Consider the following 15,175-nt stretch of genomic DNA (forward strand, 5'->3'; position numbering starts at 1 on the left):
GTCAGGAGGCAGCGGGGGAAGGGGAGGCGGCGGAGGGGTTGTACGGGCCGATCCACTTCTCGTACAGCTTCTTGTACGTGCCGTCGGCCTTGGCGTCCTTGACCGCCTTGTTGATGGCGGCGAGGAGCTTGGTGTTGCCCTTCTTCACCGTGAAGCCGTACTGCTCACCGGTGTTGATGTTGTCCGCGACCTTGTAGGCGGCGTTGGCCTTGTCCTTCAGCCAGCCCTGGACCACCGGGTAGTCGATGACGACGGCCTTGACCTGGCCGGTGCGCAGACCGTTGAGGACCGCGTCGGAGGACTCGAAGGAGACCGGGTCGAAGCCCTGCTTCTTCGCGTAGTCCTCGCCGGTGGTCTGCGCCTGGGCGCCGAGCTTGACCTTCTTGGCCTTCGCGTCGGCGAGCGAGGTGATGCCGCTGTTCTTGGCGACCATGAGCGCCTGCGTGGCGTCGAAGTAGGGGTCCGAGAAGTCGACGTTCTTCTTGCGCTCGGCGGTGATGGTCATGCCGGCCGCGGCCACGTCGCACTCGCCGGAGTTGAGGAACGCGCCGGTCTTGAAGTTCTCGAAGGGCGTGTCGAGGATCTGCTGCTTCACGCCGAGGTTGTTGGCGACGAGGTCGATCAGTGACACGTCGAAGCCCTGCACCTTGCCGTTGATCTCCGACTGGAAGGGCGGGTACGGCAGGTGGGTGCAGGTGGTGAGCTGTCCGGACTTGACGAGCTCGACGCCGCCTGCGGCGGTCTTGCTCCCGCTGCCACCGTTGCCGGTGGACGTGCAGGCAGCCACGAGCACCAGCCCGGCCGTCGCGGTGGTGGCGGCCAGAACGCGGGTCCGGCGCCCGGAGTACGTCTTCACGGGGTGGCCTCCTGTGTGGGAACTGTGGGTTCCGATTATAAGGAGATGTTTGGGTCTCTCAAACCAAACCGATGGTTGCGGGACTGTCCGGCCTAAGAAGTCGCAAGTGGCAGGAGGGGCGCGAGTGGGGTCACGGGTGGTGGATACCCTCGACCGAGCCGACCACTCGTGACCGAAGAGAGCACCGTCGTGACCCACCCTTTCCTCGATCTGCCCCCGCTGAGCGCCGCGCACTTCGCGTCGATCGAGGACCGGGTGGCCCGGTTGCTCGGTACCGAGCAGGACGTCGTGATCATGCAGGGCGAGGCACTGCTGCCGCTGGAGGCGGCGATCCGGGGCACCGCCGGGCCGGGGACCGTGGCCCTGAACGTCATCACGGGTCCGTACGGACAGACCTTCGGGAACTGGCTGCGGGACTGCGGGGCGACGGTGATCGACCTGGCCGTGCCCTTCCACACGGCGGTCACCGCCGAGCAGATCCGGGCCGCGTTCGCCGAGCGCCCCGAGATCGACTTCGTGTCGCTGGTGCACGCGGAGGCGGCGACCGGGAACACCAACCCCGTGGCGGAGATCGGGGAGGTGGTACGGGAGCAGGGGGCGCTGTTCCATCTGGACGCCGTCGCCTCCGTCGGGGCCGAGCCGGTGCTGCCGGACGCGTGGGGTGTGGATCTGTGCGTCATCGGGGCGCAGAAGGCGATGGGCGGGCCGGCCGGGGTGTCGGCGGTGTCCGTGAGCGAGCGGGCGTGGGCGCGGATGGCCGCCAACCCGGGGGCGCCGCGCCGGTCGTATCTGTCGCTGCTCGACTGGAAGGAGCGGTGGGTCGACGGCGGGCGGAGGGCGCTGCTGCATGCGCCGGCACAGCTGGAGATGCTGGCGCTCGAGGCGTGTGCCGAGCGGATCGAGACGGTGGGGCTGGATGCCGTCATGGCCCGGCACGCGGCGGCCGCGGCGGCGACCCGGGCGGGGGCGGTGGCTCTGGGCGGGGGGCTGGAGCCGTATGTGTACGAGGCGCGGGAGACTGCGCCGGTGGCCACGACGCTGAGGGTTCCTGACGGGGTGGTGGCGTCGGAGGTGGTGGCTCGGGCGCTGGAGGGTGAGCCTTCGCTGCCGTTGGCGGCGGGTGGGGGTGCGTTGGCGAAGGAGATGGTTCGGGTCAATCACTACGGGGTGGATGCTTCGGTAGGGGCGGTGCAGGAGTCCCTGGCGGCACTGGGCGCTGCGCTGGCGGAGCGGGGGCTCACGGTCGACCTCGCCGGGGCTCGGCGGGCCGTGGAGCAGAGCTGGGGGTGACCGCCGGACTTCTCCGCCCCCGCCGCCCCTTCCCGTCCCGGGGGCCAGCCCCCAGTGCGTGCACAGGTGCCATGCTCACCCCCATGGCTGACAAGACTCTTCCCGACGGGCGTCCCATCCCCCACCTCACCGGCGACGAGCGCCCCATGCTCGAAAGTTGGCTCGACTTTCATCGCGGCACCCTGGCCCTGAAGTGCGCGGAGCTGGACGACGCGCAGGTCCGGACGGCGTCCGCCGAGCCGTCGGCACTCACGCTGCTCGGGCTGGTGCAGCACCTCGCCGAGGTCGAGCGGAACTGGTTCCAGCGAGTGGTCGGCGGGCTCGACCTACCGCCCGTGTTCGGCGAGGAGACCGGGTACGCGCTCGACCCGGCTCGCGGGCTCGACGAGGCGTTGAACGTATGGCGCCGGGAGATCGCGCGCGGGCGGGAGCTGTGTGCCGGGCGGTCGCTGGACGACACCGGGCGGCTCGTCGACGGCCCCATGGCGGGGCTGGAGGTCAGTCTGCGGTGGGTGCTCATTCATATGATCGAGGAGTACGCCCGGCACAACGGGCACGCCGATATCTTGCGGGAACGGATCGACGGAGTAACCGGCTACTAATTCCAGACCCAACTCCGGGTGTAATTCAGGAATTCACTTCCGCACAGCTTCCCGTATTCTTCTGCCCGCTTTTCCCCGGCCTAAACGCAAAGATTTCGCGAACACGAAGCGGGGGAATTCGGGCAGATCTCGTGGGGGTTACATGCTTGTGACGCGTTACACATCGCGGTCGATTTGCCCCCTATTTTCCGGACAATACCCCAGGTATCGCCCTCACCTCGTGCGGCCGCTCGCGCCCGCGTGATAACACACGACCCGGTCGTGCGTAACCCTCACCAGCGATGCAATTTTGAATTTCCCTCGGTAAATTCAATCCGCATGACTGCCGTACAAGCAGATCTGCACATCGACCGTCCGCAGGTCGCGGACGGAGCCGCGTTGTGGCGGATTGCCAAGGACTCGAAAGCCCTCGACCTGAACTCGTCGTACAGCTATCTGCTGTGGTGCCGCGACTTCGCGGCCACCTCGGCCGTGGCCCGCGACGTGCGCGGGGAGCCGGTCGGCTTCGTCACCGCGTACGTACGGCCGGACCGCCCGCGCACCCTGCTGGTGTGGCAGGTGGCCGTGGACGAGGCGTACCGCGGGCGCGGGCTCGCCGGCAAGCTGCTCGACGGGCTCGTCGCGCGGGCCGGTGCCGCGCACCGGATCACCGCCGTCGAGACCACCATCACGCCCGGCAACACCGGCTCCGAGCGCCTGTTCACCTCGTTCGCCGAGCGGCACGGCGCCCTCGTGGAGCGCGAGGTGCTGTTCGGCGAGGGCCTGTTCCCCGACGGGCCGCACGACCCCGAAGTCCTGTACCGCATCGGCCCCCTCTCCCTCTGACCGACCCCGATGACGGCACCCAAGCCCCACCCCGCTGACGCCCCCTACGCACTCCCCCCACGCAACGAGGAGCGATTCGTCGTGACCATCACCCAGCCCGACCTCAGCGTCTTCGAGACACTCGAGTCCGAGGTGCGCAGCTACTGCCGCGGCTGGCCCACCGTCTTCGACCGTGCGCACGGCAGCCGCATGTACGACGAGGACGGCCATGAGTACCTGGACTTCTTCGCCGGAGCGGGCTCGCTGAACTACGGCCACAACAACCCCGTCCTCAAACGGGCGCTGATCGACTACCTGGAGCGGGACGGCGTCACGCACGGGCTCGACATGTCGACCACCGCCAAGCGTTCCTTCCTGCAGACCTTCCAGGATCTGGTGCTGCGGCCGCGAGATCTGCCGTACAAGGTCATGTTCCCGGGCCCGACCGGAACCAACGCCGTGGAGTCCGCGCTCAAGCTCGCGCGGAAGGTGAAGGGGCGCGAGGCCATCGTGTCGTTCACCAACGCATTCCACGGGATGTCCCTCGGATCGCTGGCCGTCACCGGCAACGCCTTCAAGCGGGCCGGGGCCGGGATCCCGCTCGTCCATGGCACGCCCATGCCGTTCGACAACTACTTCGAGGGCAAGGTCCCGGACTTCCTGTGGTTCGAGCGGCTCCTGGAGGACCAGGGGTCCGGGCTCAACAAGCCCGCGGCCGTGATCGTCGAGACGGTGCAGGGCGAGGGCGGCATCAACGTCGCGCGGCCCGAGTGGCTGCGGGCACTGGCCGAGCTGTGCGAGCGCCAGGACATGCTGCTCATCGTCGACGACATCCAGATGGGCTGCGGGCGTACCGGTGCCTTCTTCTCCTTCGAGGAGGCCGGCATCACGCCCGACATCGTCACCGTGTCCAAGTCCATCAGCGGATACGGCCTGCCGATGTCGCTGTGCCTGTTCAAGCCCGAGCTGGACATCTGGGAGCCGGGCGAGCACAACGGCACCTTCCGCGGCAACAACCCCGCCTTCGTCACGGCCACCGCCGCCCTGGAAGCGTACTGGGCGGACGGGTCCGCGATGGAGAAGCAGACCCGGGCGCGCGGCGAGCAGGTCGAGCAGGCCTTCGCCGCCATCACCGAGGAGAACGGCGCCGACGTCAAGGAGTACCGCGGACGCGGCCTCGTGTGGGGCCTGGAGTTCCACGACAAGGGCCGGGCCAACCGGATCGCGAAGCGCGCCTTCGAACTCGGGCTGCTCATCGAGACGTCGGGCCCCGAGAGCGAGGTCGTCAAGCTCCTCCCGGCACTCACCGTCACGGCCGACGAGCTGGACGAGGGGCTCAGCATCCTCGCCCGCGCCGTACGGGAAACCAACTAGTCACGACCAGCAAGGAGTAGTGCAGCACCGTGATCGTCCGTTCGTTCAAGGACATCGAAGGCACCGACCGGCATGTGAAGGCCGCGTCCGGCACCTGGGAGAGCAAACGCATCGTCCTCGCCAAGGAGAGGGTCGGGTTCTCCCTCCACGAGACCGTCCTGTACGCGGGCACGGAGACGTCGATGTGGTACGCGAACCACATCGAGGCCGTCGTGTGCGTCGAGGGCGAGGCCGAGCTGACCGACGACGAGACCGGGCAGAAGTACACGATCACGCCCGGCACCATGTACCTCCTCGACGGACACGAGCGGCACACGATGCGGATCAAGGAGGACTTCCGCTGCATCTGTGTCTTCAACCCGCCCGTGACCGGCCGGGAGGACCACGACGAGAACGGCGTCTACCCGCTGCTCACCGAGCCCGAGCCCGAGGAGGTGTGACATCACCATGACCACCGTCACCGATCTCTATCCCAGCCGCGGCACCACCGAGGTGTCGACCCCGCGCCAGGACCCCGTCGTGTGGGGCTCCCCCGACACACCGGGCCCGATCACCACCGGCGACCTCCAGTCGTTCGAGCGCGACGGCTTCCTGGCCATCGACCAGCTCATCGCCCCGGACGAGGTCACCGTCTACCACCGGGAACTGGAGCGCCTGGTCACCGACCCGGCGATCCGGGCCGACGAGCGCTCGATCATCGAGCCGAAGTCCAAGGAGATCCGCTCCGTCTTCGAAGTGCACAAGATCAGCGAGGTGTTCGCGAATCTGGTGCGCGACGAGCGTGTCGTCGGCCGGGCGCGGCAGATCCTGGGCTCGGACGTGTACGTCCACCAGTCGCGGATCAACGTCAAGCCGGGCTTCGGGGCCAGCGGCTTCTACTGGCACTCGGACTTCGAGACCTGGCACGCCGAGGACGGTCTGCCGAACATGCGGACGGTGTCCGTCTCGATCGCGCTGACCGAGAACCACGACACCAACGGCGGCCTCATGATCATGCCGGGGTCGCACCGCACGTTCCTCGGGTGCGCGGGGGCCACGCCCAAGGACAACTACAAGCAGTCGCTGCAGATGCAGGACGCGGGCACGCCCTCGGACGAGGCGCTGACCGCGATGGCGAGCGAGTACGGCATCAAGCTCTTCACAGGCAGGGCCGGTTCGGCGACCTGGTTCGACTGCAACTGCATGCACGGCTCGGGGGACAACATCACTCCGTTCCCGCGCAGCAACGTGTTCATCGTGTTCAACAGCGTGGAGAACGCGGCCGTGGAACCGTTCGCGGCACCCATCCGGCGTCCCGAGTTCATCGGGGCGAGGGACTTCACGCCTGTCCGATGAACACCGCTGCCCGGCGGCCCACCCGCCGCGCAGCGGCAATCGGACACAGCATCGGGGCGAGGGACTTCACGCCCGTGCGGTGACTGGTCGTGGAGTGATTCGTTCTGGAGCGGGCGGCGTCACGGGCTTCACAGCCGCGCCAGTGACGCCGCCCGCTCCAGTGCGTTCCCGACCGAGGATGCGGACCCCCAGGTGCGCGGCGAGCCCATGCCCGTGTCAGGCAGACAGGACGTCCAGCAGACGGTCGACATCGGCCGCGGTGTTGTACAGGTGGAAGGCGGCACGCAGGTTGCCCGCGCGGTCCGAGACCTCCACGCCGGCGCGGCTCGACTCGCCCTGGCGGCGGCCGAGTCCGGGGACCGAGACGATGGGCGAGCCGGGGGACGGAACGGACTCGTGGCCGAGGGAGGCCAGGCCCGCGCGGAAGCGGTCGGCGAGGACGAGGTCGTGGGCGCGTACGGCGTCCGTGCCGAGTTCCTCCAGGAGTTCGAGGGAGCGGCGGGCGCCGGCGTAGGAGAAGAGAGCGGGGCTCTCGTCGAACCGCCTTGCGGAGTGGGCGAGTTCGTCGATGGGGCCGTAACAGGCGTCCCAGGGGTGCTCTCCCGCCACCCAGCCGGCGAACAGCGGGGTGAGCCCGCCGAGGTCCTCCGGGACGACCAGGAAGGCCACGCCCCGCGGACAGACGAGCCACTTGAAGGCGACGGCGGCGGAGTAGTCGAAGGCGTCCGCGTCGAAGTCCAGCCAACCGGCGGCCTGGGACGCGTCGACGTACGTACGCGCTCCGTGTTCGCGCGCCGCTTCCCCGATCGCGGGCAGATCGGCCACGCGCCCGTCGGCGGACTGTGCGGCGCTGACCGCGACCAGAGCGGTGCCGGGCCGCACGGACTCGGCGACGCGCTCCAGCGGCACGCTGCGCACCTTCAGATCGGAGCGGACGTGGAAGGGGTTCACGACGGAGCTGAAGTCGCCCTCGGCGGTGAGGACTTCGGCGCCCTCGGGCAGGGAGGCGGCGATCAGCCCGCTGTAGACGGCGACCGAGGCCCCGGCCGCCACCCGGCGCCCGGGCACGCCGACGAGCCGCGCGAAGGAGGCGCGGCTCGCCTCCACGTCCGCGAACATGTCGGTCGGCTGCCCGGCGGCCGCCGCCTCCACGGCGGTCCGCATGGCGGCCACGGTGCGCGCCGGCAGCAGGCCGGTGCTCGCGGTGTTCAGATAGATGTTCTTCGGGGCGAACTCGGCACGGACGAGGCTCTCGAAGGTCTCCATGGATCCACTGTGGGCCCCGGAGAACCCATAGTCCATTGTCGATTTTTACGCAGTACAGCTAAGGAACGCTTATATATCGGCCCGGACCTGCATGTTTCCTCAGTGCTGCGGAACCGCGCATCCGTCGGGGCCGCATGCGTCCGCGTCCCCCTGGTCGATCAGCTGCAGCGGCGAGCGCTCGCCCCATGCCTGGGTCAGCGCCTGGGTGAAGACCTCGGCGGGCTGGGCGCCGGAGACGCCGAACTTGCGGTCGAGCACGAAGAACGGCACACCATTGGCGCCGAGCTCTGCGGCCTCGCGCTCGTCGGCGCGGACCTCGTCGGCGTACGCGGCCGGGTCGCCGAGCACCTTGCGGGCGTCCTCCGCCTCCAGTCCCGCGGCGACGGCCAGCTCCACCAGCCGCTCGTCGCCCTCGGTGAAGACGGACCGCTCCTCGGCGAAGTTCGCCTTGTAGAGGTTCTGGATCAGCTCGTCCTGCCTGCCCTGCTCCTTGGCGAAGTGCAGCAGGCGGTGCATGTCGAAGGTGCTGCCGTGGTCGCGGTCCCGGGTGCGGTACTCCAGCCCCTCGGCGGCGGCCTGCGCGCCCAGGTTCTCCTCACCGGCCTGCGCCTGCGCCTCGCTCATGCCGTACTTCTTGGTGAGCATCCTGATCACCGGCTGGACGTCCCCCTTGGCGCGGCCGGGGTCCAGTTCGAAGGAGCGGTGCACGACCTCGACCTGGTCGCGGTGCGGAAAGGCGTCGAGCGCCTTCTCGAAGCGGGCCTTGCCGACATAGCACCAGGGGCACGCGATGTCCGACCAGATCTCGACCTTCATGTTCTCGGCTCTCTCCAGCTCGTACGGGTACGGAGACGGAGGCACCCTCCGCCGACTTGATGAACGTTCAAGCAGCGGCTTTCATTCCCGTCCCGGGCCTTGCTTCCCGGTCACCGCGTACCGCAGGAAGAGGTGGTGGTCGCCTTCGGCGGGCGGGTTCTCGGGGTCCGGGACCCAGCCCTGGCGGGCGTAGAAGGCCTGGGCGCGCTCGTTGCCGGCGTGCACGTCGAGGACTGCGGTGCGCGTGCCGTCGGCCCGCCACTGTTCGACGCAGGCGGTGTGCAGGGCCGTTCCGATGCCGGAGCGCCAGTGGCCGGGGTCGACGTGGAACTGGAACAGCCTGACCGTCCCTGCCGGGGCGCCCTCCGGGGTGCGAAACGAGGCGATGCCGGTCAGGCGGGCGTCGCGCACCGCGCACAGCACCTGGCCGTCGGGGCGCTCGATGGCCCGGCTCCAGGCGGTCCGCCAGTCGTGGCCGTCGTCCGGCAGGCCGTCCGGGCAGTACGTGGCGCGGGCACGCAGGTGCAGTGCGGCGACGGCGGCGGCCTCGGCCGGCAGGGCGGTTCTGATCACCAGGGAGTCGACGGTCCGGTTCGCTCTGATCATGCAGCGGAGGACGTGGCCGCGGTGGCCTCGGTTCCCAGGCGGGTGAACTGCACCCGGTAGGCGCTCGGCGTCAGGCCGGTGCGGCGGACCAGGTGGGCCCGGAGGGAGTCCGCCGTGCCCAGGCCGCAGGCGCGGGCCACCTGGTCCATGGGGAGGGTGGTGGTCTCCAGGAGCTCCCTGGCGCGCTCGATGCGCTGGTGCAGCAGCCACTGCAGGGGGCTGACGCCGCTCTCGGCGTGGAAGCGGCGGGTGAGGGTGCGGACGGAGACGCCCGCGTGGCGGGCCAGGTCGGCCAGGCTGAGCGGCTTGTCGAGGTTGCGCATGGCCCAGCCGCGGGTGTCGGCGCAGACGGTGCCGCGCTCGGGCGGCAGCGGGGTGTGGGTGAACTGGGTCTGGCCGCCCGGCCGTACGGGGGCGACGAGGGCCAGCCGGGCGACCTCGTTGGCGACGGCGGCGCCGTAGTCGGTGCGGATGACATGCAGGCAGAGGTCGATGCCGGCGGCGTAGCCGGACGCTGTGACGTAGGGACCGTCCTGGACGTACAGCACGTCTCCCTGGAGGTCGACCTGCGGGTAGCGCCTGCGCAGCTCCTCGGCGTGCGCCCAGTACGTCGTCGCCCTGCGGCCCTGGAGCAGGCCCGCCTCGGCGAGCTGGAAGGCGCCGGTGCACAGGGACGCGATCCGCTTGCCGGCGTCGGCGGCCTCACGGACGGCGGCCACGATCCGCGGGTCCGGCTCGTAGGGCGCGCCCGTACCGGCGACGACCACCGTGTCCGCCTCCCGCACGGCCTCCAGCCCGTCGCGTACGTACAGGTCGAGCCCTCCGCTGGTGGGCACGGGCCCGGGCTCGGGGGCGCAGATGACCACGTCGTAGCCCGGCCGCCCGTCCACCTCGACCTTGCCGAACAGCAGCTCGGGGATGGCCAGGTTGAACATCGAGACGGGCGAGGGCGCGATCACGGCGATGCGGTGCGGGGCGAGCCGGGCGGGCATGGCCAGAACCTCCGGGTGCATGGCATTCGGGCCACTACTGTACGACGGCCGAGATCCGCAGCATGGAGACATGCCGACCAACCAGATCCTCAAGGGTGCGCAACCCGCCCGCTCCGAGCGGGAGTTGACGCCCAAGCGGCCCTCCCCCGCGCTCACTCTCACCGCCGCCCTCCTCGGCTTCGCGCTGATCTGCCTCGACGCGTCCGTGGTGAACGTGGCCCTGCCCGCGATCGGTTCCTCCCTCGGCGCGGGGATGTCCGGTCTGCAGTGGGTGGTGGACGCCTACACCCTTCCGTTCGCCGCGCTGATGCTGTCGACCGGGGCCTTCGCGGACCGGACCGGGGCGAGCCGCGCGTTCGCGCTGGGCACCACGGTCTTCACGATCGCCTCGGCGGTCTGCGGGCTGGCTCCGAACCTGCCGTCCCTGATCGGCGCGCGGGTGGTGCAGGGCGCCGCGGCGGCCGTCGTACTCCCGGCCTCGCTGGCACTCGTGCGGCAGGCGTATCCGGAGCCCAGGCGGCGGGCGCGTGCGGTGGCGGCGTGGGCCGCCGGGGGTTCGGTGGCGGTGGCGCTGGGCCCGGTGGTGGGCGGTCTGCTGACCACGGCGTGGGACTGGCGCGGGATCTTCTTCGTGAACCTGCCGGTGGGGGCGCTGATCGTGCCCCTGCTCAGGCGGGCCCCGCGCTCCGAACGCCGCCCGTCGCCGCTGGACCTGCCGGGGCAGGCGACGGCGATGGTGGCGCTCACGGGCCTGACGTTCGCGGTGATCGAGGGCGGTACGGCGGGGTGGGCGGCCCTGGTGGTCGCAGTCGTGGCGGCCGTGGCCTTCTTCCGCGTGGAGACGCGCAGCCCGCACCCGGTCGTCCCTCTCGGGCTCTTCCGCAACCGGACGGTGGCCGTCGCGGTCGCGGCGGGCGCGGCGGTGAGCGTGGCCTTCTACAGCGTGGTGTTCGTCTTCTCGCTCTTCTTCCAGCAGGTCCAGGGCCTGTCCGCGCTGCACGCCGGGCTGGCGTTCCTGCCCATGACGGGCCTGATCGCGGTGACGAACGTGGTGGCGGGCAAGCTCGCGGGGCGGTACGGGCCGCGACTGCCGATGCTGTTGGGGCAGGCCCTGGCCGTCGTGGGACTGCTGGTCCTGCTGTACGTGGACGCCGGCACGTCCTCCGTCCTGGCTGCCGCGCTGCTCGTGCCGCTGGCACTGGGATGTGCACTGACGGTGCCGCCGCTGACGGCCGCGATGATGGACGCGGTGCCGGCGGAGCGGGCGGGGGTGACGGCCGGTGTGCTCAATGCTGCGCGGCAGGTGGCGGGGGGTCTGGGGATCGCCGTGTTCGGGGCCCTGGTCTCCGACGGGTTCGAGGCGGGGATGCGGCTGAGCCTGGTCATCAGTGCGGGGGCGCTCGCGCTGACGGGTGCGGCCACGTCTCGGTTGCGGTGAGTGCTGGGGGCTCCGCCCCCGGACCCCCGTTCGGCCCTGAAGGGGCCTCGTCCCCAAACGCCGGACGGGCTGAAACACCGCACGCCCCGCGGAGCGCTCAGCTGCCGTCTCTCAGATCTGCGGGCCAGTGAGGGTGGAACTCTATGTGGTCGTAGGTGACCACGCAGCCCTCTCCCATCGGTGACTGGGTCATGAAGCCGACGAGAGCGTCGCCTGTCTCCTTCTCTCCGCCCAGGGTGAAGAGGCGGATGAACGTCCAGCGCCTGCCGTCCCGGGAGGCGTGGAAGGCGAAGGCGCGGCCGGTGCGGCTCACCCGGAGCCAGACCGAACTGCCGTCCACGGTGAAGGAGTTGGCGTCGTCGGAGTGTCCCCGGGTGACCACCGTGCAGACGGTGGGCACGTCCGGGGAGTACTCCAGGCAGAGCTTGGCCCAGGCCCGCTCGCCGACATGGACGTACAAAACCCCCGCGTCGAAGGCCGAGGCGAACCCGACCGTGACGCGCGCGATCAGCTGGAAGTCCCCCTCGGGCGCCCCGAGCAGCCGGGGCGCGTCGGAGGCGGGCTCCAGTGCCTCCCCGGTGGGCGGCACGAACCGGTCCTGCCGGGGGCCGGCCCATCCGCTGAGGATCCCGTCCTCGTACAACCAGTGCCCGTCGGGGCCGTAGGTGCGGAGGCGGAAAGGCAGTTGGGAGAGTTCAACGTCCATCCGAACATTCTCTCAGGTCGAGTACGCCACCCAGGGGCGCGAGGACTGCGCGACAAGCCACAACCGACCCGCACCCCGCGACGCGACCGCACCCCTGTGGCGCACCCCGCGGAGCGCTAACGCTCCAGAATCCCGTTGAACCGCCGAGGCAATCCCAGCGGGTTGTCATCCCGAAGCTCCGGCGGAAGGATCGCCTGCGGTGCCGTCTGGTACGTCACCGGCCGCATCCACCGCTCGATGGCCGTACCGCCCACCGATGTCGACGTGGACGTGGTCGCCGGGTACGGGCCGCCGTGATGCTGGGCGGGAGCGACCGCCACACCCGTCGGCCAGCCGTTCACCAGCACACGGCCCGCGAGCGGAGTCAGCTCGGCCAGCAGTTCCGCGCCGCGGCCCTCCCCGGCCGCCTCCTCCGCGGACAGGTGAACCGTCGCCGTGAGATTGCCCGGCAGCCGCGACAGCACCCCCTGCACCTGGGCCTCGTCCTCGTAGCGGGCCACCACGGTGACCGGCCCGAAGCACTCCTCCAGGAGCAGGTCGTACTGGCCTTCCTGCGCCAGCTTGTCCGCCGGCACCGTCAGGAACCCGGCGCTCACGGTGTGCTCGCCGCCCGCGCCCGGCGTCACCGGGGACTCGACGTCGGGAAGCTCCGCGCGCTCGGCGACCCCGGCGATGAAGTTGTCGCGCATGCGGTGGTCCAACAGGACCCCGGAGTCGGTGTCGCTGACCGCTTCCGTGAGGGACTTGACCAGGCGGTCGCCCGCCGCGCCGGAGGGCGCGAGCACCAGGCCTGGCTTGACGCAGAACTGTCCGACGCCCAGGGTCATCGACCCGGCGAGGCCCGTGCCGATCGCCTCGGCGCGCTCGGCGGCCGCGGCCTCGGTGATGACGACCGGGTTCAGGGAGCCCAGCTCGCCGTGGAAGGGGATCGGCGTCGGGCGGGCGGCGGCGGCGTCGAAGAGGGCGCGCCCGCCCCGTACGGAACCGGTGAAGCCGGCCGCCGAGACGAGGGGGTGCTTGACCAGCTCGACGCCGGCCTCGAAACCGTGGACCAGGCCCACGACGCCCTCGGGGATGCCGTGCGCGGCGGCGGCCCGGCGCAGCACCTTGGCGACCAGCTCGGACAGGGCAGGGTGGTCGGGGTGGGCCTTGACGACGACCGGGCAGCCCGCGCCGAGCGCGCTCGCGGTGTCGCCGCCGGCCACCGAGAAGGCGAAGGGGAAGTTGGAGGCCGAGTAGACGGCGACGACACCCAGCGGCACCTTGTAGCGGCGCAGGTCCGGGATGGGCGGGGTCGCGGTGCCGTCGGGGTGGTTGATGATCACGTCGAGGAAGGCGCCCTCGTCGACGATGTCCGCGAAGGCCCGCAACTGGTAGCAGGTGCGGGCGAGTTCGCCGTTGAGCCGGACCGGGCCGAGCGCGGTCTCGGCGTCGGCGGTCTCGACGAGCCCGTCCTTCGCCGCCTCCAGCTGCTCGGCGGCGGTGCGCAGGAAGGCCGAGCGGACCGCGCGGTCGGCGAGGGCGCCGCGCGCGGCGTGCGCGGCGCGGACGGCGGCGTCCACCTCCTGGGCTGTGGCCTCCACCGCAACCTGTTCACGCTGCTTCCCGGTACGGGGGTCGACACTCCAGACTGGTGCTGCTGCCACCGCGGGTCCCTCCACGTATGTCTTGCGGTATGTCCTGCTTGTATTGCCGCAGTATCTGGGTCATCCACCAGGGTCGTTCGATATACTGAACGCCGTCTCTGATGATGAATATGCTGTTGGAGACTATATCTTCGGTTTCTCGTCGAACGAAGGGGTCAAGGGCGATGTCGGTAGCCGAGACAGGCGGCGGGGCGCAGGTCAAGTCCGCGGTGCGGACGGTTGAGCTGCTCGAATACTTCGCCGGCCGGCCCGGTATGCACTCCCTCGCATCGGTCCAGGAGGCCGTCGGCTATCCCAAGTCCAGCCTGTACATGCTGCTGCGCACCCTGGTGGAGCTGGGCTGGGTGGAGACGGACGCCACGGGCACGCGGTACGGCATCGGGGTGCGGGCGCTGCTGGTCGGTACCTCGTACATCGACGGCGACGAGGTGGTGGCGGCGGCCCGCCCGACCCTGGACCGGCTGTCGGACGACACCACGGAGACCATTCACCTGGCCCGGCTCGACGGCACGAACGTCGTGTATCTGGCCACCCGCCAGTCGCAGCACTATCTGCGCCCGTTCACGCGGGTGGGGCGCCGGCTGCCCGCGCACTCCACCTCGCTGGGCAAGGCGCTGCTGAGCACGTACTCGGACGAGCAGGTCCGCAAGATGCTCCCGGAGACCCTTCCGGCGCTCACCGAGAACACCATCACCGACCGGGAGAAGCTCATCGAGGAGCTGCACCAGGTCCGGGAGCAGGGCTTCGCCGTGGACCGCGAGGAGAACACCCTGGGGCTGCGCTGCTTCGGCGTCGCGATCCCCTACCGCACTCCGGCGCGCGACGCGATCAGCTGCTCGGTGCCGGTGGCGCGGCTGACGCCCGCACACGAACAGATGGTGAAGGACGCGCTGTTCGACGCGCGCGACCGGCTGACCCTGGCGACACGGAGGCTCTGACTCCTAGGCTCTGGCGTCATGGACGTCGTACTCCGCACAGTGCACGACAGTGATCTGCCTGTCTTCTTCCGGCAGATGAACGATCCCGAGGCCTTGCGCATGGCCGCGTTCACCCCGAAGGATCCCGCCGACCGGGACGCGTTCGACGCCCACTGGAAACGGATCCGGGCCTCGGAGGACGTCCTCCGCACGGTTCTGGCGGACGGGGACGTGGTGGGCAGCGCGGCCGTGTACGGCGAGCCGGGCGAGCGCGAGGTCACCTACTGGATCGAACGCGCCCACTGGGGCCGGGGCATCGCCACGGCCGCGCTGCGGGAGCTGGTGGCCCAGGTGCCCGAGCGTCCGCTGTACGCCCGGGCGGCCGCCGACAACACCGGCTCCCTGCGCGTGCTGCAGAAGTGCGGATTCCGGGTGACCGCCCGGGCCTCCGGCTTCGCCAACGCGCGAGGCCAGGAGATCGACGAGTTCGTGCTCGCACTGGACGCCTGACACCGCCGTGGATGAGC

Annotated in this window: 16 protein-coding genes; 9 read left to right on the forward strand and 7 right to left on the reverse strand. The window is 70.4% G+C overall.

The genetic code is table 11. The features are described from left to right. Position 1: 1 nt before the first annotated feature. Positions 2-856, reverse strand: coding sequence for a transporter substrate-binding domain-containing protein (locus tag LJ657_RS36570; RefSeq protein WP_232653234.1), 855 nt, complete (start codon positions 854-856; stop codon positions 2-4). A gap of 189 nt (positions 857-1,045) precedes the next feature. Here LJ657_RS36570 and LJ657_RS36575 point away from each other — a divergent pair, with 189 nt between their 5' ends. The 6 genes from LJ657_RS36575 (at position 1,046) to thpD (ending at position 6,261) form a co-directional block, all read left to right on the forward strand. After that, positions 1,046-2,146, forward strand: a complete 1,101-nt coding sequence (locus LJ657_RS36575) for a pyridoxal-phosphate-dependent aminotransferase family protein (protein ID WP_232653282.1) — start codon at positions 1,046-1,048, stop codon at positions 2,144-2,146. 83 nt (positions 2,147-2,229) lie between these two features. Then, a complete protein-coding gene (locus LJ657_RS36580) occupies positions 2,230-2,748 on the forward strand; it encodes a DinB family protein (protein ID WP_232653235.1) in 519 nt (172 codons plus the stop codon). A gap of 318 nt (positions 2,749-3,066) precedes the next feature. Further along, entirely contained in the window at positions 3,067-3,573 is a 507-nt protein-coding gene (ectA, locus tag LJ657_RS36585; protein ID WP_232653236.1) for a diaminobutyrate acetyltransferase, read from the forward strand. 81 nt (positions 3,574-3,654) lie between these two features. Beyond that, positions 3,655-4,926 (forward strand): diaminobutyrate--2-oxoglutarate transaminase, encoded by a 1,272-nt coding sequence (gene ectB / locus LJ657_RS36590; RefSeq protein ID WP_232653237.1) that lies wholly within the window; start codon positions 3,655-3,657, stop codon positions 4,924-4,926. Between the two features lie 29 nt (positions 4,927-4,955). After that, positions 4,956-5,366: an ectoine synthase gene (locus LJ657_RS36595; RefSeq protein ID WP_099927924.1), complete on the forward strand. Its 411-nt coding sequence runs from the start codon at positions 4,956-4,958 to the stop codon at positions 5,364-5,366. A gap of 7 nt (positions 5,367-5,373) precedes the next feature. Further along, positions 5,374-6,261, forward strand: coding sequence for an ectoine hydroxylase (gene thpD, locus LJ657_RS36600; protein WP_232653238.1), 888 nt, complete (start codon positions 5,374-5,376; stop codon positions 6,259-6,261). 216 nt (positions 6,262-6,477) lie between these two features. On the opposite strand, the gene LJ657_RS36605 is transcribed toward thpD, so the two are convergent. The 4 genes from LJ657_RS36605 to LJ657_RS36620 form a co-directional block, all read right to left on the reverse strand. Then, positions 6,478-7,527: an aminotransferase class V-fold PLP-dependent enzyme gene (locus tag LJ657_RS36605; RefSeq protein WP_372488022.1), complete on the reverse strand. Its 1,050-nt coding sequence runs from the start codon at positions 7,525-7,527 to the stop codon at positions 6,478-6,480. A gap of 99 nt (positions 7,528-7,626) precedes the next feature. After that, positions 7,627-8,343 (reverse strand): DsbA family oxidoreductase, encoded by a 717-nt coding sequence (locus tag LJ657_RS36610; RefSeq protein ID WP_232653240.1) that lies wholly within the window; start codon positions 8,341-8,343, stop codon positions 7,627-7,629. Between the two features lie 81 nt (positions 8,344-8,424). Beyond that, the gene (locus tag LJ657_RS36615; protein ID WP_232653241.1) at positions 8,425-8,949 is read right to left on the reverse strand and encodes a GNAT family N-acetyltransferase; all 525 of its coding nucleotides are present in this window, start codon (positions 8,947-8,949) and stop codon (positions 8,425-8,427) included. Next, entirely contained in the window at positions 8,946-9,941 is a 996-nt protein-coding gene (locus LJ657_RS36620; RefSeq protein WP_232653242.1) for a GlxA family transcriptional regulator, read from the reverse strand. The genes LJ657_RS36615 and LJ657_RS36620 overlap by 4 nt, the downstream gene beginning before the upstream one ends. Positions 9,942-10,011: 70 nt before the next feature. Between LJ657_RS36620 and LJ657_RS36625 the strand changes: the two genes are divergently transcribed. Then, positions 10,012-11,379: an MFS transporter gene (locus LJ657_RS36625; protein WP_232653243.1), complete on the forward strand. Its 1,368-nt coding sequence runs from the start codon at positions 10,012-10,014 to the stop codon at positions 11,377-11,379. A gap of 97 nt (positions 11,380-11,476) precedes the next feature. Here the strand turns inward: LJ657_RS36625 and LJ657_RS36630 are convergent, their stop codons facing one another. Both LJ657_RS36630 and LJ657_RS36635 read right to left on the reverse strand, forming a co-directional pair. Next, on the reverse strand, positions 11,477-12,085 hold the full coding sequence (locus LJ657_RS36630) for a DUF1349 domain-containing protein (protein ID WP_232653244.1): 609 nt from the start codon (positions 12,083-12,085) through the stop codon (positions 11,477-11,479). A 116-nt stretch (positions 12,086-12,201) separates the two neighbouring features. Then, entirely contained in the window at positions 12,202-13,731 is a 1,530-nt protein-coding gene (locus LJ657_RS36635; RefSeq protein ID WP_308117109.1) for an aldehyde dehydrogenase (NADP(+)), read from the reverse strand. 164 nt (positions 13,732-13,895) lie between these two features. On the opposite strand from LJ657_RS36635, the gene LJ657_RS36640 reads away from it, so the two are divergent. Together LJ657_RS36640 and LJ657_RS36645 are read left to right on the forward strand one after the other, a co-directional pair. Next, positions 13,896-14,669 (forward strand): IclR family transcriptional regulator, encoded by a 774-nt coding sequence (locus tag LJ657_RS36640; protein ID WP_232653245.1) that lies wholly within the window; start codon positions 13,896-13,898, stop codon positions 14,667-14,669. Positions 14,670-14,687: 18 nt separating this feature from the next. After that, positions 14,688-15,158 (forward strand): GNAT family N-acetyltransferase, encoded by a 471-nt coding sequence (locus LJ657_RS36645; RefSeq protein WP_232653246.1) that lies wholly within the window; start codon positions 14,688-14,690, stop codon positions 15,156-15,158. Positions 15,159-15,175: the final 17 nt, after the last annotated feature.

The sequence above is a fragment of the Streptomyces guryensis genome (genome assembly GCF_021261325.1).
In the GTDB taxonomy this organism is placed as follows: domain Bacteria; phylum Actinomycetota; class Actinomycetes; order Streptomycetales; family Streptomycetaceae; genus Streptomyces; species Streptomyces guryensis.

Bases quoted from the DNA above. Each gene is read 5' to 3' on its own strand.
- LJ657_RS36580 (WP_232653235.1), top strand. From the start codon at position 2,230: ATGGCTGACAAGACTCTTCCCGACGGGCGTCCCATCCCCCACCTCACC.
- ectA (WP_232653236.1), top strand. From the start codon at position 3,067: ATGACTGCCGTACAAGCAGATCTGCACATCGACCGTCCGCAGGTCGCG.
- thpD (WP_232653238.1), top strand. From the start codon at position 5,374: ATGACCACCGTCACCGATCTCTATCCCAGCCGCGGCACCACCGAGGTG.
- LJ657_RS36605 (WP_372488022.1), bottom strand. From the start codon at position 7,527: ATGGAGACCTTCGAGAGCCTCGTCCGTGCCGAGTTCGCCCCGAAGAAC.
- LJ657_RS36610 (WP_232653240.1), bottom strand. From the start codon at position 8,343: ATGAAGGTCGAGATCTGGTCGGACATCGCGTGCCCCTGGTGCTATGTC.
- LJ657_RS36615 (WP_232653241.1), bottom strand. From the start codon at position 8,949: ATGATCAGAGCGAACCGGACCGTCGACTCCCTGGTGATCAGAACCGCC.
- LJ657_RS36620 (WP_232653242.1), bottom strand. From the start codon at position 9,941: ATGCCCGCCCGGCTCGCCCCGCACCGCATCGCCGTGATCGCGCCCTCG.
- LJ657_RS36625 (WP_232653243.1), top strand. From the start codon at position 10,012: ATGCCGACCAACCAGATCCTCAAGGGTGCGCAACCCGCCCGCTCCGAG.
- LJ657_RS36630 (WP_232653244.1), bottom strand. From the start codon at position 12,085: ATGGACGTTGAACTCTCCCAACTGCCTTTCCGCCTCCGCACCTACGGC.
- LJ657_RS36640 (WP_232653245.1), top strand. From the start codon at position 13,896: ATGTCGGTAGCCGAGACAGGCGGCGGGGCGCAGGTCAAGTCCGCGGTG.
- LJ657_RS36645 (WP_232653246.1), top strand. From the start codon at position 14,688: ATGGACGTCGTACTCCGCACAGTGCACGACAGTGATCTGCCTGTCTTC.